General features: G+C 66.8%; 17 protein-coding genes and 1 tRNA gene. 6 read left to right on the forward strand and 12 right to left on the reverse strand.

Annotation, left to right across the window (positions count from 1 at the left end; genetic code table 11):
- Positions 1-41: 41 nt before the first annotated feature.
- Positions 42-296 carry a hypothetical protein gene (locus tag BM372_RS01210; RefSeq protein ID WP_090950759.1) on the reverse strand — a complete coding sequence of 85 codons (255 nt, stop codon included), beginning with the start codon at positions 294-296 and terminating at the stop codon, positions 42-44.
- A gap of 429 nt (positions 297-725) precedes the next feature.
- Between BM372_RS01210 and BM372_RS01215 the strand changes: the two genes are divergently transcribed.
- From BM372_RS01215 to BM372_RS01225, 3 genes are read left to right on the forward strand one after another with little or no spacing between them, the layout of a single operon-like run.
- Positions 726-1,088 carry a hypothetical protein gene (locus tag BM372_RS01215; RefSeq protein WP_090950761.1) on the forward strand — a complete coding sequence of 121 codons (363 nt, stop codon included), beginning with the start codon at positions 726-728 and terminating at the stop codon, positions 1,086-1,088.
- A 22-nt stretch (positions 1,089-1,110) separates the two neighbouring features.
- The gene (locus tag BM372_RS01220) at positions 1,111-1,332 is read left to right on the forward strand and encodes a hypothetical protein (protein ID WP_090950764.1); all 222 of its coding nucleotides are present in this window, start codon (positions 1,111-1,113) and stop codon (positions 1,330-1,332) included.
- Positions 1,329-1,514 carry a hypothetical protein gene (locus BM372_RS01225; RefSeq protein ID WP_090950766.1) on the forward strand — a complete coding sequence of 62 codons (186 nt, stop codon included), beginning with the start codon at positions 1,329-1,331 and terminating at the stop codon, positions 1,512-1,514. Before BM372_RS01220 ends, BM372_RS01225 begins: the two co-directional genes overlap by 4 nt.
- Before the next feature lie 727 nt (positions 1,515-2,241).
- On the opposite strand, the gene BM372_RS01230 is transcribed toward BM372_RS01225, so the two are convergent.
- From BM372_RS01230 to galU, 4 genes are all read right to left on the reverse strand, one after another.
- Positions 2,242-2,314, reverse strand: a tRNA-Ala gene (locus BM372_RS01230).
- A 269-nt stretch (positions 2,315-2,583) separates the two neighbouring features.
- The gene (locus tag BM372_RS01235) at positions 2,584-3,561 is read right to left on the reverse strand and encodes a hypothetical protein (RefSeq protein WP_090950768.1); all 978 of its coding nucleotides are present in this window, start codon (positions 3,559-3,561) and stop codon (positions 2,584-2,586) included.
- 142 nt (positions 3,562-3,703) lie between these two features.
- Complete coding sequence (locus BM372_RS01240) at positions 3,704-4,324, reverse strand: GNAT family N-acetyltransferase (RefSeq protein WP_090950771.1); 621 nt, start codon at positions 4,322-4,324, stop codon at positions 3,704-3,706.
- A 5-nt stretch (positions 4,325-4,329) separates the two neighbouring features.
- Positions 4,330-5,247, reverse strand: coding sequence for a UTP--glucose-1-phosphate uridylyltransferase GalU (gene galU / locus BM372_RS01245; RefSeq protein WP_090950773.1), 918 nt, complete (start codon positions 5,245-5,247; stop codon positions 4,330-4,332).
- A gap of 104 nt (positions 5,248-5,351) precedes the next feature.
- On the opposite strand from galU, the gene BM372_RS01250 reads away from it, so the two are divergent.
- From BM372_RS01250 to BM372_RS01260, 3 genes are all read left to right on the forward strand, one after another.
- Positions 5,352-5,975, forward strand: a complete 624-nt coding sequence (locus BM372_RS01250; protein ID WP_090950776.1) for a 5-formyltetrahydrofolate cyclo-ligase — start codon at positions 5,352-5,354, stop codon at positions 5,973-5,975.
- 140 nt (positions 5,976-6,115) lie between these two features.
- Positions 6,116-6,373 carry an FmdB family zinc ribbon protein gene (locus tag BM372_RS01255; RefSeq protein WP_090950778.1) on the forward strand — a complete coding sequence of 86 codons (258 nt, stop codon included), beginning with the start codon at positions 6,116-6,118 and terminating at the stop codon, positions 6,371-6,373.
- Positions 6,374-6,860: 487 nt separating this feature from the next.
- Positions 6,861-7,484, forward strand: a complete 624-nt coding sequence (locus BM372_RS01260) for an RcpC/CpaB family pilus assembly protein (protein WP_256213979.1) — start codon at positions 6,861-6,863, stop codon at positions 7,482-7,484.
- A 53-nt stretch (positions 7,485-7,537) separates the two neighbouring features.
- Here the strand turns inward: BM372_RS01260 and BM372_RS01265 are convergent, their stop codons facing one another.
- From BM372_RS01265 to BM372_RS01295, 7 genes are all read right to left on the reverse strand, one after another.
- Positions 7,538-11,869 carry an AAA family ATPase gene (locus tag BM372_RS01265; RefSeq protein WP_177235843.1) on the reverse strand — a complete coding sequence of 1,444 codons (4,332 nt, stop codon included), beginning with the start codon at positions 11,867-11,869 and terminating at the stop codon, positions 7,538-7,540.
- Positions 11,870-12,226: 357 nt separating this feature from the next.
- On the reverse strand, positions 12,227-13,816 hold the full coding sequence (gene guaA, locus BM372_RS01270) for a glutamine-hydrolyzing GMP synthase (protein ID WP_090950783.1): 1,590 nt from the start codon (positions 13,814-13,816) through the stop codon (positions 12,227-12,229).
- Positions 13,817-13,978: 162 nt separating this feature from the next.
- Entirely contained in the window at positions 13,979-14,488 is a 510-nt protein-coding gene (locus tag BM372_RS01275; RefSeq protein ID WP_090950785.1) for a DUF3817 domain-containing protein, read from the reverse strand.
- Positions 14,485-15,441 (reverse strand): SURF1 family protein, encoded by a 957-nt coding sequence (locus BM372_RS01280; RefSeq protein WP_090950788.1) that lies wholly within the window; start codon positions 15,439-15,441, stop codon positions 14,485-14,487. The genes BM372_RS01275 and BM372_RS01280 overlap by 4 nt, the downstream gene beginning before the upstream one ends.
- Before the next feature lie 132 nt (positions 15,442-15,573).
- Positions 15,574-16,062 (reverse strand): PTS sugar transporter subunit IIA, encoded by a 489-nt coding sequence (locus tag BM372_RS01285; RefSeq protein WP_090950790.1) that lies wholly within the window; start codon positions 16,060-16,062, stop codon positions 15,574-15,576.
- An 85-nt stretch (positions 16,063-16,147) separates the two neighbouring features.
- A complete protein-coding gene (locus BM372_RS01290) occupies positions 16,148-17,899 on the reverse strand; it encodes a glycerol-3-phosphate dehydrogenase/oxidase (protein WP_090950792.1) in 1,752 nt (583 codons plus the stop codon).
- A 112-nt stretch (positions 17,900-18,011) separates the two neighbouring features.
- The gene (locus BM372_RS01295) at positions 18,012-19,148 is read right to left on the reverse strand and encodes a GuaB3 family IMP dehydrogenase-related protein (protein ID WP_090950796.1); all 1,137 of its coding nucleotides are present in this window, start codon (positions 19,146-19,148) and stop codon (positions 18,012-18,014) included.
- Positions 19,149-19,220 lie beyond the last annotated feature (72 nt).

Below are 19,220 nucleotides of genomic sequence, written 5' to 3' on the forward strand. Positions count from 1 at the left end.
TTGCTCGGCGAACCCGCAAACAGCCGATCCGCGCTCGCGGTTCAGGAGCCCGTATCCTCGTCCGAGGAGCCGCCCCTTCGGCCCCACGAGCCGAAAAGTGTGGGGCGGGCAGGACCGGGCGACCGCACCCGACGGACGGCCACCATGGCACATGCCCCAATCAGCACGCCGATGAACACGAGGGAAAGACCGACGGTGAACCAACCGCCCTGCCCAAAAACCATCATCACAACGCCGGCCAGGGACAGGCCCTTCGCCGCGACGTCCAGATACAGTGGGCCCCTCAGGTTCTCCATGCAACTAGGGTAAACCCGTCACACTCCACCAGCGCCGGCCGGCTATCGAGGCTCTGCGACGCCGCCATTCAGGCCCTCCTCGAACCGAACGGGATTGACCGCCCGTATCGGACGGCGGAGAAAGACCGGTGCTCCACTGGCCTGAGCGGGGAGTGCCTCGAGGATGAGCCTTGCCATGAAGCGCCGGGGGTCCGGGAGCGGTGCCCACCGTGCTGGCCCTGGTGATGTTCAGCCACGAATCAAGCGTTTGCCCAGCAGTCCGGTATGCCAACCTGGCCGACGTTGAGTTGGTCTTTCCGCACGAGCCGTAGTCGGTTGCAGCCTGCTTCACTGGCCAGCATTTTCCTAGAGTCTTGGTCCAGATCGGGTTAGGGTGGCGGCAATAGTCAGCTATCAGATTGGGGACCAATGAAGCTCTGGCGTTCGGTAATGAAACTTCCGCAGCCGTTGAAAAGCTGCCTTGTCGCCTACCTGATCGTCTTCGTGGTGGCATTCGTGTCCATCCCGGCTTCGGCGGTCTTCAGCCAGGGCAAAGCGAGTCCAGTGACGTTTTGGGGCATGGGCACGCTCGGTGTCGTCGTCATCGTTCTGGGTGTGATGCTGGCAACGAACTTTCGCGGATCGGCGGGCGCTTATGTCTCGTTGCTCAAGGACTACAAGCCCATGGGGGTGGACTATTCCAAGTCGTTCTTAGCCAACCCGAAGTTCGTGCGAATCTTCGGCGCCATGTTCGCCATCGTCGGGGTCTGGTTCATCGTGGTTTCGACCTTTATGGCCTCCAGACTGTCATGACGTCGTCCTCTGAGGAGACGCGGTGACCGAGAACTCCAAGCGCACCTGGCAGGGGCTCGTGCGCCGCACGCCTGTGTGGATACTCGTACTCGTCATTGCTACCGCATGGGCTGCACTGCAACTGGGCATACGGTTCCTCCGGGGGAAGGAGATAGCGGCTGAGGATGTCCTCATCTATGGCGCTTTCGGGGTGGCGCTGGGGATCTTCACACTGTGGATGGGTTTCCGCGTCGCAGCGTCATGACACCCCGACAGCTTGGCACGTTTCTCCTGTGCAGCGGTGCTTTGAACGCCCTCATCGGCACCATCATGGCCATTCAGATCCCACCGGCCCGCGTCGGATTCTTTCCATACGTGATCCTGCTCTGCGGCCTCGTCTCGATGTATGCCGGGTACTACACCGGGAAGCGCAAGGACTGGAACTAGCAAAGCATCAGTCGTCAGCCCGCCCCCTCTTCCTGACGGACCGCATCGACGATCTTCCGAAGTGAGTCCGCGCCACCGGCAGATCGATCTGAATGTTGCGGCATGCGCCGGTTTCCCCAATTTGCATCCTAGCTCCAGACCTGGACGCTCAATTTAATGCAATGGGTTTTATCCGATGACTAGAGAAAGTGTTTGCCAATTTCCTGCATTAGCTGAGCGCTGACAGTTCCGTCACGGTTGAGCAGGCGCGAACCGGGGCGAAAGTTCCCTCAAGTTTTCCCTATCCGGCCAACGCATTAGGTAGTAGCCTCGCAATTGCGCCCACGACAGTCCGAAAATTGGGGGAAATAGATGAGCGAGTCGAACGACCTGCACACTGGAACGACGTCACTGGACGGCACCGACGGAAGCGGAGGCGTCCGCCTTCCACTTGCAGCAGGGAAAGCCGGACGAAGGATGACCAATGACAGTTAAGGGCTGGAACCCGCTGGTGCTTTTGCCCGTCGCGTTCGTCGTCGTCTTCGTTGTTTGGGCCGTTATGCGCGTCCGACAAAGGGGCTCCCAGGACTAACGACCCGCCGAGTCGCTGGGCGCGTGCCGGTCGGGGGCGTTGGGCGTTGCGGTCAGCCAACCGTGCTGCCGGGCGATGCCGAGAACAAGCACCAGCGCCGTCGTCGCCGACGAAGTCGAAAAACTCCGTCCGGGATCCGAAGTCCCTCAAGAACTGTGGAGCTAAGGAGATTCGAACTCCTGACCTCTTCGATGCGAACGAAGCGCTCTACCAACTGAGCTATAGCCCCGAAGCAACGCCGGTCCGGAAGGAACGGCGTTGCCGGTGTCCCTAGGCTACAAAGTATCTGCGTCGTTTTCCAGCCAGCCACGGAATGTCTCGTTGCCGTGTCGCGCCGCCGGCACTAGATGTAGGCGTCTGCGCCGCGGTCTGCGAAGTTTTAGCGCCTTCCCGCAGCGGCCCTCCGGACAGCCGGTCACCAACTGGCACCTGGCAAAATAAAAAACCCCGGGCAGCCGTCTGGCTGCCCGGGGCGAGGCTCCGGGAGGGCGGACCGGGTCAGGCGCGCCGCCGCTGGAGAACGTCATCCAGGTTGCTGAGCGCGCTCTGGGCCTTGCTGAGCTGCTTCGTCTCGTCATCGTCGGCCGTTTGGGAATCGGACCCCGCCGGCCGAGCCGAGGCCTGCTTCAACGACGGCTTCCCGACGGCTTTCGGCGCCTGCGGCAGATCGAGCGGCAGGGGGGCCGCACGTTCGGCCTTCGGCGCTTCGACATAGGTGGGCTTGGGAACGTCGACGGGTTCCCAGCTCGAGCCTTCCGCGGGTGCCGGCGTTTCGGCTGCCGCGGCCGCCGCGGTATCCCCCGAGGCTGCCGCTTCGGCCAGGGCGGCCTGTCGGAGGTCCAGTGCGGTCAGCGGCTGCGGCTCAGGCTCCGGCGTGCCCCGGCCTGCTTCGGCGTCGAAGAGCGGGCTCTCGGGCCGGTCGGCGGGACGGCCAGCCGGACGGGAGGGGACCTCTTCGGGCCCTGTCGGGCGCGTGGCGCCCTGTTCCGGGCTGCCCATGGCCGCACGGAAGGCGGCATTCAGTTTCCGCCTCCGGTCCCGGACAGCCAGGCGGCGGAGCAATGCCACCGCAGCGACGGCGCCCAGCAGTGTCGCCACCGGCAGCCAACCGGATCCGACGCCGAACAGCCGAAAGACCGCGGACACCACACCCGTGAGCAGCGAAAGGGCACCGGCGACAGCAATGGCCAGCCGCCCCCAACGGATCCTGAACGCCCGCGTAGCAGCCGGGGTCGCCTTGGAGCTTGCCTCAGTCGCTGTGGCTCCCCGGGCAGCCCCCGGGTGCTGGGTGATGGTCATGGGATTCTCCTGCTGCGCCGCCATTTTCATAACCTTCCCCGCGTGTGGGTCTGCTGGTTCGATGTCGACGACGTCCGCTAGGAATTCGCCTGCAGGCTGCAGCTGGTGACGCCCATTCCGGAGAACGTAAGGCGCCACCCACACGATCCAGAGCGCAACAGCAATGACAAGTATCACAGAGCTGCTAAGAGGGAAGTCCACACACAAAACCGTATGAGGTACATGGGGCACTGAGCCGCATTGTCGGGGGTGTGTCGCGCGCGGCGCGGCAATTAGCCGCCGCGGGGGCAAAGTGGCTGGTCAGGCGGCCGCCGTGGGTCTACGTCGAGCGGCTTCGCAACCACCTTGCGAGAAGTCCTTCTGGCACTTCCTCAGTCGTGAGCGCGAACGTGCGGTGGTCGGCCCATTCGCCGTTGATATGCAGAAACCGGGGCCGGAATCCTTCGTCGCGGAACCCGAGTTTTTCCACCACCCGCAGGCTCGGCCCGTTCTCCGGTCTGATGTTGATCTCCATGCGGTGCAACCCAAGGGTTCCGAAACAATAGTCCGTTGCCATGGCCACGGCGGTCGGGGCGATCCCCCGCCCGGCCCGGTCCTTGTCCACCCAGTAGCCAAGCGTCGCCATCATGGCCGATCCCCACACAATCGAGGACACGGTCAGCTGACCCACCATGACCGGCGCCTGGCGGCCGGGAATCCATTCCGCGATCACGAAGGGCAGTGCCGTGGCCTGGGCGGCCTGGGCCTTCAGCGACCGTACCATCTGGCGGTAGTCCGGCAGTCCGCCGCCCGGAACGGGGTTTGATGCCTCCCAGGGGGCCAGCCACTCGCAGTTGCGTGACCGGAGCTCGGTCCACTCCTTGCGGTCCCGGTACCGGATCGGGCGCAGTACGATGTCACCGCTCTCCAGCGTCACCGGCCAGTTGAAGGTGCCCCCCACGGGAGTTACTTGGCGAGGCTAGGGGCCAGGCTGGACGCGAAGCCGGGCAGCCATTCGCGCAGGCCCGGACCGAGGTCCTCGCTGTCGCAGGCCAGCTGGACGCAGGCCTTGAGGTAGCTGAGCTTGTCGCCGGTATCGTAGCGGCGGCCGCGGAAGACGACACCGTACACGCCGTAGCCCTCCCCCGTCCCGGCCGAGAGTTCCTGCAGGGCGTCCGTCAGCTGGATTTCGCCGCCGCGGCCCGGCGCCGTGCGCTCGAGCACTTCGAAGACGGCGGGGTGCAGCACATAGCGGCCGATGATGGCCAGGTTGGACGGCGCGTCGGCGACGTCGGGCTTCTCCACGAGGTGCTTGATGCGGACGAACTCCTCGCCGCCGATCGCTTCGACGTCGGCGCAGCCATAGGCGCTGATCTGGGAGGGATCCACCTCGATCAGGGCGACCACAGAGCCGCCGGTCTTTGCCTGGACTTCGATCATGGTGCTAAGGAGCTCGTCGCGGGCGTCAATAAGGTCATCGCCCAGCAGGACGGCGAACGGCTCCTGCCCGACGTGCTGCTTGGCACGGAGGACCGCATGGCCAAGGCCCATGGGGTCGCCCTGTCGGACGTAATGAATGTCACCCAGATTGCTGGCGGCCTGGATGGACTCAAGCTTGGCAGTGTCTCCCTTGGCCTCCAGCATGGACTCCAACGCGGGAACGCGGTCGAAGTGGTCCTCCAGCGCCCGCTTATTCCGGCCCGTGATCATCAGAATGTCGTTAAGGCCGACATTCACGGCCTCTTCAACAACATACTGGATTGCCGGCTTGTCAACGACAGGCAGCATTTCTTTGGGCATTGCCTTCGTGGCCGGAAGAAACCTGGTACCAAGGCCCGCGGCGGGGATGACGGCCTTGCGGACGGAAGCGTTCGGTGTGTTCACTCGACTAATCTAGCGGAGGGACCAATCATTGCGTAATTATTTGCACCGTCCCGCATGCCACAGACCGGTGCGGCACGGGCTTTAGAGGCAGAGGACGGGCCAGCATGGCGTCAAAGGACGAAATACGCTCCAGCCACAGGGCAAGGCGGGCCGCCCTGCCGGGCGCCGCGATCGATGCAGCCGCTGCAGGCATCGCCCGGCACGGGCTCGGGTGGGCCTCCGGGCTGGCCGGAGGCGGCCGGGGCACCTTCGCCGCCTACCTCGGGGTGGACGCGGAACCGCCCACACTGCCTCTTTTGTCAGCCCTGGACGCTGCCGGGCACCGCGTGCTGCTTCCGGTTTGCGAACCCGGTCTCGAACTGAGCTGGGTGTACTGGACCCCGGAGTCCGGGTATGCCCGCAGCAGGTTTGCTCCCATCCAGGAACCGGTCGGAGAGCGTCACGGCACTGCCGTGATGCTGGACGCCACTGCAATCTTCCTGCCGGCCACTGCCGTGGATTTTTCGGGCAACCGCATTGGCCAGGGCGGGGGCTATTACGACAAATTCCTAGCCGCCCTGGCCGGCCTGAGCGGCCCGTCCGGCGGGGCTTCCGACGCCGGGGCGCTGCCGACTGCCGCCGTCGTTTATGACACGGAGGTGCTGCCTGCGGGCAGCATCCCCGCCGAGGCGTTCGACCGGAAGGTCGACGCAGCTCTGACACCAGACGGGATTGTCCGGCTCCGCTAAGAGGGGTCCAGTGGGGATGGTAGAATTGGCACTCAGGCCCTGCGACTGCTAAGTGACGGATACCGGCGAGGAATGAATCGGCCGGGATCCCGACCCAACAGCACGGGACCTGCTCGTTTGCCCCAGAGTGAGGATTTCCAATGCCCACGTACGCATACGCCTGCAAGGACTGCAGCCACGCCTTCGAGATCGTGCAGTCATTCAGCGACAACTCCCTTACGTCATGCCCGGAGTGCCAGGGCACGCTGCGCAAGAAGTTCAACAGCGTCGGCGTAGTGTTCAAGGGCTCCGGCTTCTACCGGACCGACTCGCGCGATACCAAGGGCAGCACAGTTTCGCCGGCCCCCGCCGCGCCCGCGACTCCCGCGCCGGCGCCGGCCGCGGCTGCTGCCAGCTGACTCTCCTGCGGTAGGCGCTTCCGTGTAGCCACTGGCGCCGTCCGGAACGATCCCGACGGCGCCTGGCAGCGCCCGCGCCGAGCCAAGGGAAGTTTCCTCCCTGCAGTCATGCAGGCCCACGGTGGCCCAACGCTTGTTCCCAGTGACTGTGTCCTCATGCCGTTATCCACATAGGCGGTACCGCAGCTGCCGGCGGGCGCCGGCGACCCCGTACCGTGGCGGCATGTCACTTCCCCTAGGCCCGGCTTTCCCGTTTTTCTGGCGCTCGTCTTTCTCCCGGACCTCGTCCCCGTCACCGCCTAGGCGCGCAAAGGGCCACCGCCGCTCAGCCCGTGCCGCCCGTCTCCAAGGCCTTCCTCCAGCCAGGATTTCGGCCGCCAGCAGCTCCCCTCAGCGCCGGACCATCCTCGGCGGGCCGCACCCACAACGGCTGCCGCGGGGTCACCTGCCGCGCGGTCGCCTTTCGCGGCGCCGGTTGGGCGGCTGGTTGAACCGGAACCGGCGGCTCATCGCCGCCCTGCTGTTGTGCACCGCCGCCGGCGTTACCGTTCAGCAGTTGACCCCGGCACCCGCTGATTCGATCATCGCTTTCGCGGCAGCGGCCGATCTTCCCGCGGGACGGACCGTAGCCCCCGGCGACCTGAGCAGGATCAGCGTGCCGCCCGGAATGGTGCCGGCGGGCAGCCCGGACAGCGAGAAAGCGTTCGAGGGCAAGCAACTGGCCGCACCGCTGCGGAAGGGTCAGCTCGTCACCGATGCTCAGGTACTTGGCCCGGGCCTGCTCACAGGCAGCCCGCCCGGCTCCGTGGCCGTGCCGCTGAGGATGGCCGACGCCGCGTCCGTCCAGCTGGTCTCCCCGGGACAACTCGTCAACGTCGTGCTCACCAGCGGCAATGACTTTGAAAAACCCGGCGGGAGCCGGATCCTCGCCGAAGCCGTCCCGGTGCTATGGACGTCCGTGCAGGGCGGCAAGGCAGGGCCGTGGCTGGCGGGCGCAGACACCGACGGGCTGATCGTAGTGGCGGCCGCAGCCGATCAGGCACATCGGCTGGCCGGCTCATCCACCCAGGGCAAGCTCTTCTTTGTACTCGTGGCGGCAAGGCCCGGGTAACCAGCCGCCGTGAGGCTGCTGGCGCGAGCATCTTTCAGCGCGTGCCGTCAGTCTCAGCTCCAGTGCGGAGGCTTCTGCTCCTGGAGCCAGGCGTCGTGGTCGTAATTGTCCCGCTGGTCGCCCCAGCGCCGGGGGTCGTCCTCGGCTGCCTTGTTTGGCAGCACGCCTCCGGAGGTGCCGGCCGGTGCCGCTGCACGACGGGGCCTTTCCCTGGGCTCCTGGTCCTCGGGCTCCTGGTCCTTGGGCTCCTGTTCAGTTCCCTCGCCGGTTGGCGCCTCCGTGGGTGCGGAGGTCCCAGCGTCCTGCTCATCGTTGGCGCTGGAGTTGTTCTGGATGTCGCCGTCCGCACTCATGTCGCCGGCCGCCTCCCTGCCTGTCATGCCTGATTCTAATTCCTGCCGCGGCCCAGATGCGGACGGGGCCGTGTCCCCGTGCACCACGGCAGACCGTTCCGCGTCCGCCGAGGGCACCTGTCCCGGCACGCCCTCAGGGGACTCCTGTCCAGGGAGGTCCTGCTCTGGAGACTGCCGCACCGGGGACTCCTGCCCTGGGTGCCGTTGCTGCGTCGGCGCGTGCCCTGAAGAGACGCCCCTCCTGCGGGCCCCTGAGTCGTTGATAACCAAGTGCTCGATGTCGTCATCGAAGAACCCTTGCGATGGCCGGAGCCGGCTGGAACTCGAAGGTTTCTCCAGCCCGAGGTAGCCGCCAATCCGGTCGGCGCAGGCGGACGGGTCGGTGAAGACCTCGATGGTCCACAGCGGCATGTAACGCCAGCCGAGACGTTCCAGGAGCTGCGGCCGGAGCCTGCTCCGTTCCCGGACGCTCATCCGCCGGTAGTGGCTTGTGCCGTCGGACTCGATCGCGACCGGACGGGGTATCTCCGCATCCTCCTGGCCGATGGTGGTCATGGGGTCGGCGGCGGCCACCATGTTGAGGACGCCGTCGTACTGGTGCCAGACCCGTGCCCCGCGGGCCCGGAGGCGGTCGCCCAGATCTGCTACCAGCGGATCGGCACCGAGCGCCTGCTCGCTGGCGGCGGCACGGGAGGCGGGGCTGCCGAGATCCGAGTTGCCCGCGATCTCCCGGTCCAGCAGTTCGTAGAAATCCACGGCGCCATGGCTGAGGCGGCTGACGTCGAGGTCCTCCGGGCGGAAGCAACTCAGCACGTGCAGAGACCGGCGTGCGCGCGTCATGGCCAGCGCGAATTTGGCGCGTCCCCCCTCGGCGGAGAGTGGACCGAGGCTGTGGAGCGTGCGCCCGTGCGGTGTGCGGCCATATCCCGGGGAGAATATGACGTGGTCGCGGACCAGGCCCTGGGCCCGTTCCAGATCCACCACGCGGAAGGACTCCTCCCCCGCGGTGAAGAAGCTGCTGAGCATCGGGTAGTTGGGCAACTGAGCCCGGATGGCCTCGCCAATCCGGGCGGCGTGGCGAAGGCTGCCGGTCACCACGGCCAGCGAGGTCCGTGGCCGAAGCCGGGCGTGCTCAAAGACGAGTTCCACCGCACGGTTCACCTCGGCGACAACCGATTCAACACCGTCGTGGTCGGCGCTGGGCAGTCCGGTGCCGTCGGGGAGATACTCCACCGTCAGCGCACGGTCAAGGCCCGTGGCGGATTGTCCCTCCGGGAGCCGCGCGAGTTCCCCGCGGTAATATCCCTTGCTGAGCTGGCGCACCAGGTCTTCATCGACCGCGCGGTACACGGTCCTGAGGTTCCAGACCGGAAGCACAGCGGACAGTGCCCGGTACGCGCTGTCAACGCTTTGGTACGAGCTCTCCCCCGCGGCGAGCCGTTCGACGCCTACGGTAAAGGTCCGGGGGCTGGCGATCTGTTCATCGCCGAAGGCGATGACCTGACGGGCCCGGGCGATGGCCGGGAGGACTGCCTGCAGCGACGTCGTCTCGGCGTCGAGGATCACGACGGCGTCGAAGGTCTGCTCGATCGGCAGGATCCCGGTCATGAGATACGGGCTGACCGACCACACGGGCACCAGTGTGGGCAGCAGCTCCTGGGCCTGGCCGCTCAGGGCCGCCAGGGTGACCCTGCCGTCCTTCAGGAGGCTGCGCAGCAGCTCGGCCTGGCGCGGGTAGGCCTCGATGGCCGCGCGCCAGCGCTCGGACAGGTTCCACCGCAGCCGGGCAGCGCCGCTGGCGATGTGGGCATTGTCCGCGAGACGGTACTCCGCTTCCAGCTGGCGCAGGGCGTCGCCGTCGGACATGGCGAGGTAGTCATCGCCGCTGATCATGGCTTCCAGGGCAGACTGCCACCAGGCGAGCTCGAGTTCGGCGGCGACAGAGCCCTCGGGAACTTCACGCGCGGCGAGGTCTGCGAGCAGTTCGCCCAGGCCATGCTCGCGCATGCTTTCGACCAGCAGGGTGCGCTCCGGCAGGGTTTCGAGGGTCGCCGTGTCGGCGACGAGCCGCTGCACGCGGGTCAGGAGTTCGGCATAGGGCGCACGGTCCAGTTCGCCGCCGGCTGCGGTGTGTTTGACCGCCTGGCCCAGTTCGGCGAGTTCCGCCTCGAGCTGCCGGTAGAGACCGCTGATCTCAGCCAGACCGGACGGCACGGCGGGGTGCCGCTGCGTGGTGGCGTAGCCGGACCAGGCGGCGCGCTGTTCCTGGACGAGGACCAGGGAGCTGTGCAGATCCGTGATGTGCACTCCGGGCCGGACATATTCCTTGGCCACCCTGCGCAGCCGGGACCGCTGCATGGACGGCATCTCGATTCCGCGTTCCCGGCGCCAGGCGGAGGACGCGGTCGCGGAGATCAGGTCGTGGACGGGCCGGTCGAAGATATCGGGTGTGAATTTGTCCAGGCTTTCCCGGACCGCCACGAGAAGGTCGATCTGCTCGCCCCATTCGGCGAACGTCCCGCCGAGGCGGATCTCGGCGTGTTCGGCCACTTCGTCCATGCGGCCCCGCAGCAGCGGCAGTTTCTCGGCCACCGAGCGGGCAACCGCCTGCGCCTCCTGGGTCTCCTTGCGGGTCTGAAGCCGTGCTCCGTGCCAGGGGCTGGTGGTCGACGCGCGGCTGAAGCTGCCGAGTTCGGCGGCGCGGCGGAGCCGTTCAGCCAGCTCCTCGCGGTCCCGGATGTTGTCCAGCACGCTGCGCTTGAGCCGGATGGTCGTGGCCGGGGCCGGCTGGATGGACGTCAGCTCGGCGAGGGACTGCATGGCCTGGTACGGGGAACAACCCCACCGCTCCCGGACATTGTGGAGCGAAGCGACATGATCCATCAGGGCGTGTCGGTGCCCGGTCAACGTGGTGTACAGGTTGCTCAGTTGCGGCTGGAGCGACTTCTCGTTGCGCACGATCGCCCGGACCAGCTGGCCCTTGAGCTGCACCGGGCTGGCGTTGCCGGTGAGTTGGAACAGCATAGATTCGAGCCCGAGGCTGTCCAGCTGGGTGGAGATCTCGGCGAGGCTGGCCCGCCTGTCGCCGACCACCAGGACGGTCTTGCCCTCGTCCACGAGGGCGCCGATCGTGTTGAGGGCGGTCTGGGTCTGTCCGGTGCCCGGCGGGCTGCTCACCACCAGCGAGTCGCCCGCCCGGACCGCGTCAATGACGTACTGCTGGTCCGTGTCGGCGTCGAGCAGCAAAAGCTCCTCCGCAGGGTCCCGCTCGTCCGTGCTGGGGAACCGGCCGGGCTCGAGCTTGGGCACGTCGACCCGTTCACCGGCGCCGGCCCGCGCCAGCGCGCTGATCACGGGATTGTTCTGGTTGATCCACGGGTCATCCAGGTTGCCGGAGAGGTCCGCGAACGTGGAGACGAGGAGGTTGTGCTCGATCTCGGCGCCGTGAATCGGCTGGACCAGGGTGCCCAGGCGGTCCAGGACGGGCTGGGGGTCGTAACGGGCTGTGCTGTACGCCATCCGGGTCACCGCGTTGACATCAAAGACGATCCCGTGGACCGACTTCAGATGGCGGACCAGGGCGGGGTTGATCTGCGCCTGCTCGGTGAGCTGGAGTTCATAGTCGTCCTCGCCGGGGCGCACCGTGAGGGAGATGGCGGCGAGCATGACCGGAGCGGAGATGCGTTGCGGCTTACCTCCGACGGCGGAGGTCCAGACGACCGTGCCGGCGGAGAAATAGCCCGCGTCGATGCCCCGGTCGTTGGCGAGTTCGAAGATCTTGGAGCGCAGGTTGCGCGAGGCCCTGGCCGCAACGACGTACTGCTGGCGGTCGCGGATCAGGGTGGAGAGCCGGGTGCGTCGTCCCGCCATCAGCTGGGCAAGCCCGGACGGATGCGCAGTGGTCAGGTCGATCGAGCCCTCGGGCGTCTTGGTGAAGCGCAGCATCGTATCTGCACCGGTGACGGGTTTGAGTCCCGACAGCCATTTCCTGAACTCCTCGGAGCCCTCGGGGTGGCCTTGACCAACTGACACTGCTGCCTTCTTTTCTGTGCTCGACTTCTCTGTGCTGTAAATCCCTGCGCTGTCATGCTCTGTGCTGTCATGCCCTGCGCTGTGGTGGTCCGTCCCGTACGGCGGCGCGCTCGACTTTAGCGCGTTCGTTGTGTCAACGCTCATCTGTGTTGCCTCCGCGTTTTCCATGGCCGCGCTGAGGGTGCTCGCTGTTCTCTGGCTCGCGCGGGACGTCTTGGACCATACCGGCATGCTTCCGAGGGTAGCCCGAAACATCCGCCGGTGCGGGGCCGCAACACTGGGGCGGTGCGAAATTCAAGCCGAATTGCCAGAAACAAAACGAAATGGCCGGCCCCTAAAGGCCAGCCATTCACACTGCTATTCCCACTCGATGGTTCCCGGCGGCTTGCTGGTCACGTCCAGCACCACGCGGTTGACGCCGTCCACCTCGTTCGTGATCCGGTTGGAAATCCGGGCCAGGAGGTCGTAGGGAAGCCTCGACCAGTCGGCGGTCATGGCGTCCTCGGAGGAGACGGGACGGAGCACGATCGGGTGTCCATAGGTGCGGCCGTCGCCCTGGACGCCCACGCTGCGGACGTCCGCCAGCAGCACCACGGGCATCTGCCAGACCTCGTTGTCCAGTCCGGCGGCGGTCAGTTCGGCGCGGGCGATCGCGTCGGCTTTCCGGAGCAGGTCCAGGCGTTCCTTGGTGACGTCGCCGACGATCCGGATCCCGAGGCCCGGCCCCGGGAACGGCTGGCGTCCGACGATCTCCTGCGGAAGTCCGAGCTGGGCGCCGACGGCGCGGACCTCGTCCTTGAAGAGGGCGCGCAGCGGTTCAACGAGCTCAAACTGCAGGTCCTCCGGCAGTCCGCCCACGTTGTGGTGGCTCTTGATGTTGGCCGCACCTTCGCCGCCGCCGGATTCGACGACGTCCGGGTACAGGGTGCCTTGGACGAGGAACTTGATCTTTTCGCCGTGTGCCGCAGCCTCGGCGATGATCGCCAGTTCGGCTTCTTCGAAGGCGCGGATGAACTCGCGGCCGATGATCTTGCGCTTGGTCTCCGGGTCGCTGACGCCAGCCAGGGCGCTCAGGAAACGCTCCTGCTCGTTGGCGACATAGAGCTTCACGCCTGTGGCGGCCACAAAATCGCGTTCGACCTGTTCGGCTTCGCCTTCACGCAGCAGGCCGTGATCCACGAAGACGCAGGTCAGCTGGTCGCCGACAGCGCGCTGGACCAAGGCCGCCGCCACTGCCGAGTCGACGCCGCCGGACAGGCCGCAAATGACCCGGGAGTCGCCGATCTGCTCACGAATGCGCTGGACCTGCTCTTCCAGGATGTTGCCGGTGGTCCAGTTCGGTTCCAGCCGGGCGCCCTTGAAGAGGAAGTTCTCCAGGACTTCCTGGCCATAGGCCGAGTGCTTGACCTCGGGGTGCCACTGGACTCCATAGAGGCGCTTGTCCTCGTTGGCGAACGCGGCGACGTCGGCGCCCGCCGTCGTCGCGAGGACCTCGAAGCCTTCGGGGGCCTCATGGACGGAGTCGCCGTGGCTCATCCAGGTGCTCTGGTGCTGCGGCATGCCGGCCAGGATGGACCGGCCCTCGCCCAGGGTGGTGGTCTCGGTGGCACCGTACTCCCGCAGACCGGTGCGCGCCACCTTGCCGCCGAGGGCGTTGGCCATGGCCTGGAAGCCGTAGCAGATGCCGAAGACCGGGACGCCGGCCTCGAAGAGGTCCGCTCCCACATTCGGGGCGCCGTCGGCGTAGACGCTGGCGGGGCCGCCCGAGAGGATAATCGCGGAGGGGTTCTTGGCCAGCAGCTGCTCGGTGCTGAAGGTATGCGGAACCACTTCCGAATACACATTCGCTTCCCGGACGCGGCGGGCAATCAGCTGCGCGTACTGGGCACCGTAGTCAACAACCAGGACCGGCCTGTGGGACGTCTGGGATGCAGTGGGAGTAGTCACCCCACTAGCCTACTTTGCGCCCCTGCCCGCCCGCACATTGAGAAGCCTCCCCGGACCCCGAATTCCGCCCGGGGTAAGCGAACTCACATGCCCGGCGGCTGCCGCGGCGCCCCACGCCGCCCGGCACGCCGTGGTGCTGCCCGGCGTCCGCCGGCGTGCTCCCTAGTAGCGCTGGGGCGCCTGCGGGTTCGCCGCGAGTTCGGCCTCGACCTCTGCGTGGAACTTCTTCTCCACGAAGAAGGACAGGAACGGCACGACGCCGCCCAGGGCCATGACCACCAGCTTGGTGAACGGCCAGCGCATGAGCGACCAGAGCCGGAAGTTGGAAATCAGGTACACGACGTACATCCAGCCGTGCACGATCAGGACCGTGACGGAGAGGTTCACGGCGCCGATCACCCCTGCGGGCTCGGCGTCGGCGAAGCCCAGCCCGAACGGCTGGCCGGTGACGGCGTCGGTGCCGCCGGCGTACAGGTGCTGTCCGAACCCGTACCGGGCGATCAGTTCGGCGCACAGCAGCAGCAGCATCGTGCCCGTCAGGTAGGCGAGGACCTTGTAGAACTTCAGGGCGGACCGGATTTGGGCCTCGGTGCCGCCGAAGCGGCGCTTCTTGCCGGCTTTCCCCGTGCCGTTGGTCGACTTCGGCTGGATGGCGGGCTGGGGCTCGATCATGATTGCACTCTCGGGTCTGTGGGGTGGGGGGCTGGTGGTTGCGTTTCTGCGGGAGGAGCTTCAGCTGTGTGCTGCGTGGAGGCGGGCGCTTCGGTCGTGGAGGCTTCGGTGGCCGGCTGTCCTGCCCGGTGGTGGTCTTCGTGTGTGGCGGGCTCTTGGAGCGCCATTTCCTCGTCGTGGGCGTCTTCGAGGTCGCGACGGTAGTCGTCCTTCACCAGCCGCCACCAGATGAACAATGCGAAGCCGGCAAAAACCACCCATTCCACTGAATAAAACAGATTCAGCCAGTTGACCTGCTGCGCAGGCGGCTGGGGGCCGATCCGGAGCGGTTTGACAGGACCGACGGCGGATTCCGCCCCGACGTCGGTTCCGCCGGCAAGCTCTGTCTTTGCCGCGACAAAGCCCGGGTAGCTGCTGACGTTCCAGTCGTTGATGAGTTCGGCGACCGAGACGGCGCTGGCACGGCCGGGCCCGGGATCTGTGCGCGGCAGCGGGGACTCGGAGGGCAGCAGGCGGCCCGTCAGTTCGATGGTTCCCGACGGCGGCGCCGCGGCGTCCGCGGGATCAGCGACCCAGCCCCGGGCGACCGGAATCCAGGTTTGCGGCGTGGCCCCGCTGCCCGACAGGGCCGGGGCACCCGTGACGGCGAAGGCGGAGACGATCCAGTAGCCCTTCGCCCCGTCATTCAGGCGGTCCGCGACGAGGACCTGCTTTTGAGGGTCGTACCTGCCGGTGGCGGAGACCATCTGGTCCGCCACCGATCCGGGGAAGAAACTCCCGGGTTGCAGGACCGCGGTGAGCGGGCGCACGTCCTCGGTTGCCGTGGACACGGGGGCTTCTGCCTGGGTTGAGCGACCGAACTGCCACTGACTCAGCAGCACAAAGACCCCGGAAATAGCGATCGCGAACACCAGTCCTGCGATCCAGCGGGGTTTGAGGGCAGTTTTCAGCACCTCTTAACCGTACTTCGTCCCCCTGTAGAACAGCGAAACGGGGAACGGGGCCCGCCTAGGGTGGGACAGCCGGGTCCCTGCGTGGCGACGAAGTCGACACGAAAGGGCCTGCCCCAACCTCCGCCCCAATCTTCAGTGGTCGAAGAACACCAGGCTGGAGTTGATGAGTTCGGCGATCACTTCGGCGTCGTAGGCCCGGCGGAGGGACTCCCGGAAGGATTCCTTCGACAGGGAGCGTGCCAGCGTCGCGAGCACTTCAAGGTGGTCCGAAAAGGAACTCGCCGGGGTGGCGATGAGCAGAATCACAGTGGCAGGGCCGTCGGCGGCGCCAAAGTCCAGCGCCTTTCCGTACTTGGTGATGCCGACCGCGATGGAGGTCTGGGAGACCAGTTCGCTGCGGGCGTGCGGCAGCCCCACCCCGCCGGGCAAGCCGGTGGCGAGCTGGTGTTCCCGGGCGTTGACCTGCTTGAGGAAGCCCTCCAGGTCGGAAATCCGCCCAGCTTCGTACATGCGCTCCGCGAGCTGGGACGTGGCGTCGAGCTTGCCGGTGGCGTCCATTTCGAGGATCACCATCTCGGGTGTGGTGAGCTCGGCGTCGTACCGGTCCAGTGGTTCCGCCAAGAGTAGTCCCTTCGAAGTGGCGTCAGTGCCCGCCGGCCGGCAGTCCTGACCCCCATTGTGGTCCGCACCGCCGGCCGGCTGGGTCTCAGCGCAAAGGGACGATGTCCTCCACGCCCATCCGCGCGGCGTCGGCGGATTCGTCGTCCGGCTGCTGCTGGCTCAGGCGCTCGGCGTCGACCCGGGCCAGATAGTGCTTGACTTCGCTCTCGCGCTGCGCATCACTCCAGCCGAGAACGTCTCCGATTAGTTTAGCGACTACCGGAGCGGCGGACACACCCCGGTCCCACGCCTCGATCGAAATCCGGGTGCGGCGGGTCAGGACGTCCTGAACGTGGCGGGCGCCTTCATGCGTGGCCGCGTAGACGGCCTCGGCGCCGAGGTAGTCGTCCGCGCCTGGCAGCGGCTCGGCAAGTTCCGGGTTGCCGGCGATGGGGGCCAGCACTTCGGGAACCATGGCGCCGTACCGGTTGAGCAGGTGTTCGATCCGGGCCACGTGGACGCCGGCCTCCTCCGCCATCCGGTTCCGCTGGTTCCACGCGGCTTTGAAACCGCTGGCCCCCAGGAGCGGGATGGACTCCGTGCAGCTGGGCGGGACGCGTTCGTCCATGCTGCGCGTTGCCTCATCGACGGCGTCCTTGGCCATGACCCGGTAGGTGGTCCATTTCCCGCCGGCCACCACCACGAGTCCCGGCACGGGGTGGGCCACCACGTGTTCCCGCGAGAGCTTGGCGGTGGAGTCGCTTTCCCCGGCCAGGAGCGGACGCAGGCCGGCATAGACGCCCTCGACGTCCTCGCGGGTGAGCGGTCGTTTGAGGACCGTGTTCACGTGCTCCAGCAGGTAGTCGATGTCCTTGCTGGAGGCCGCCGGGTGGGCCTTGTCGAGGTGCCAGTCCGTGTCGGTGGTCCCGATGATCCAGTGCCGGCCCCAGGGGATCACAAACAGCACGGATTTCTCAGTCCGCAGGATCAGCCCCACCGTGGACTGGATCCGGTCGCGGGGCACCACGAGGTGGATGCCCTTAGAGGCGCGCACCTTCAGCTGACCGCGGTCCGTCACCATGGCCTGGGTCTCGTCGGTCCAGACGCCCGTGGCGTTGATGACCTGCTTGGCCCGGATCTTGAAGCTCGAGCCGTCCTCGTGGTTGACCACTTTGGCGCCGACCACACGCTCGCCTTCGCGCACGAAGTCAACGACCGACATCTGGCTGACGGCGTGGGCGCCGTAATGTGCAGCGGTCCGCACGAGGTTGGCCACGTACTTCGCGTCGTCCACCTGGCCGTCGTAGTACCTGATGGATCCCACGAAGGCGTCGTTCTTCAGGCTCGGCGCGGCCCGCAGGGTGCCGCGGCGGCTCAGGTGCTTGTGGAAGGGCACGCCGCGGCTGTGCCCGCCGGTAATGGACATGACGTCATACAGCGCGATGCCGGCGCCGACATAGGGCCGCTCCACCACATGTTTGGTGAGCGGGTAGAGGAACGGCACAGGCCGGGCCAGGTGCGGGGCGAGGACGGAGAGGATGAGCCCGCGCTCGTGCAGCGCCTCCTTGACCAGGGCGAAGTCGAGCATTTCGAGGTAGCGCAGGCCGCCGTGGATGAGCTTGGAGGACCGTGAGGAGGTGCCGGCTGCCCAGTCGTTGGCCTCGACGATGCCGACGCTCAGCCCGCGCGTGACGGCGTCCAGGGCGGCGCCGGCGCCGACGATTCCTCCGCCCACGATCAGGATGTCGAGTTCCCTGCCCGGGTCCGCGGTGCCCTTGAGGAAGGCGATGGACGCTTCACGCTCCGCGGGGCCCAGGGCACCTCCGGCCGCGGAAGAACTGCCGGGAAAACTGTTCATGTTACGCCTCCATCCGGATCGTACCTCGTAGGGCACCAGACTACTTCCAAGTCTTCCCGATGGGCAGGGCCATTCCACCGCCGGCGGAGCGCACAGTTTTTCCGCTTAGTGCTCAGTTTCCGGCGTAAGGCGAGACGACGACGTCGACGCGCTGGAATTCCTTCAGGTCCGAGTAGCCGGTGGTTGCCATCGAACGGCGCAGCGCCCCGATCAGGTTGGAGGTGCCGTTGGTGTGGTGGCCCGGCCCGAACAGAACCTCTTCCAGCGGACCCACGGTTCCGACGTTGACCCTGTCGCCGCGGGGCAGTTCGAGGTGGTGGGCTTCCTGGCCCCAGTGCCAGCCCCGGCCGGGCGCTTCCTCGGACCGGGCCAAGGCACTGCCCAGCATGACGGCGTCGGCGCCCATGGCGATGGACTTGACGATGTCACCGGAACTGCCCATGCCGCCGTCGGCGATGACATGCACGTAGCGTCCGCCGGATTCATCCATGTAATCCCGGCGGGCGGCCGCGACGTCGGAGATGGCGGAGGCCATCGGCGAATGGATGCCGAGGGCGCGGCGGGTGGTGGTGGTGGCTCCCCCGCCGAAACCGACCAGGACGCCGGCGGCGCCGGTGCGCATCAGGTGCAGGGCCGGCGTGTAGCCGGCGGCCCCGCCGACGATCACGGGGACGTCGAGTTCGTAGATGAACTGCTTGAGGTTCAGCGGCTCGTGGTCTTTGGAGACATGCTCAGCCGAGACGGTGGTTCCGCGGATGACGAAGATGTCGACGCCGGCGGCCACCACGGTCTTGTAGTGTTCCTGCGTGCGCTGCGGGGTCAGCGAGCCGGCCACGGTGACTCCGGCGGCGCGGATCTCGGCGAGACGGGTCGTGATCAGCTCGGGCTGGATCGGCGCCTGGTAAAGCTCCTGCATCCGCCGGGTGACGGCGGGGCTGTTGGTCTCGTCCGCGAGGCCGGCGATTTCGTCCAGCACTGACTGCGGGTTCTCGTACCTGGTCCACAGGCCTTCGAGGTCGAGCACGCCGAGTCCGCCGAGGCGGCCCAGGGCGATGACGGTTTCCGGCGACATGGCCGAGTCCATGGGCGCAGCGATGACCGGCATGTCGAACTTGTAGGCATCGATCTGCCAGGAGACGGAGACGTCCTTGGGGTCACGGGTGCGTCGGTTGGGGATGATCGCAATGTCATCCAGGGAGTAGGCACGGCGCCCACGCTTGCCTCGGCCAATCTCAATCTCGTAAGTCACTGCTCTAGGTTATCCCAGCACGCGGTTTTACCCGCGACGCGTCACGGCGGACAGCGCAACGGCCCGTGCAGA

Source organism: Arthrobacter sp. ov118 (assembly GCF_900116495.1).
In the GTDB taxonomy this organism is placed as follows: Bacteria; Actinomycetota; Actinomycetes; order Actinomycetales; family Micrococcaceae; genus Arthrobacter.

Coding starts and splice junctions, on each gene's coding strand:
- BM372_RS01275 (WP_090950785.1), bottom strand. CDS start 14,488: ATGATCGAGCCCCAGCCCGCCATCCAGCCGAAGTCGACCAACGGCACG.
- BM372_RS01225 (WP_090950766.1), top strand. CDS start 1,329: ATGACACCCCGACAGCTTGGCACGTTTCTCCTGTGCAGCGGTGCTTTG.
- BM372_RS01210 (WP_090950759.1), bottom strand. CDS start 296: ATGGAGAACCTGAGGGGCCCACTGTATCTGGACGTCGCGGCGAAGGGC.
- BM372_RS01250 (WP_090950776.1), top strand. CDS start 5,352: ATGGCGTCAAAGGACGAAATACGCTCCAGCCACAGGGCAAGGCGGGCC.
- BM372_RS01215 (WP_090950761.1), top strand. CDS start 726: ATGAAACTTCCGCAGCCGTTGAAAAGCTGCCTTGTCGCCTACCTGATC.
- BM372_RS01255 (WP_090950778.1), top strand. CDS start 6,116: ATGCCCACGTACGCATACGCCTGCAAGGACTGCAGCCACGCCTTCGAG.
- BM372_RS01290 (WP_090950792.1), bottom strand. CDS start 17,899: ATGAACAGTTTTCCCGGCAGTTCTTCCGCGGCCGGAGGTGCCCTGGGC.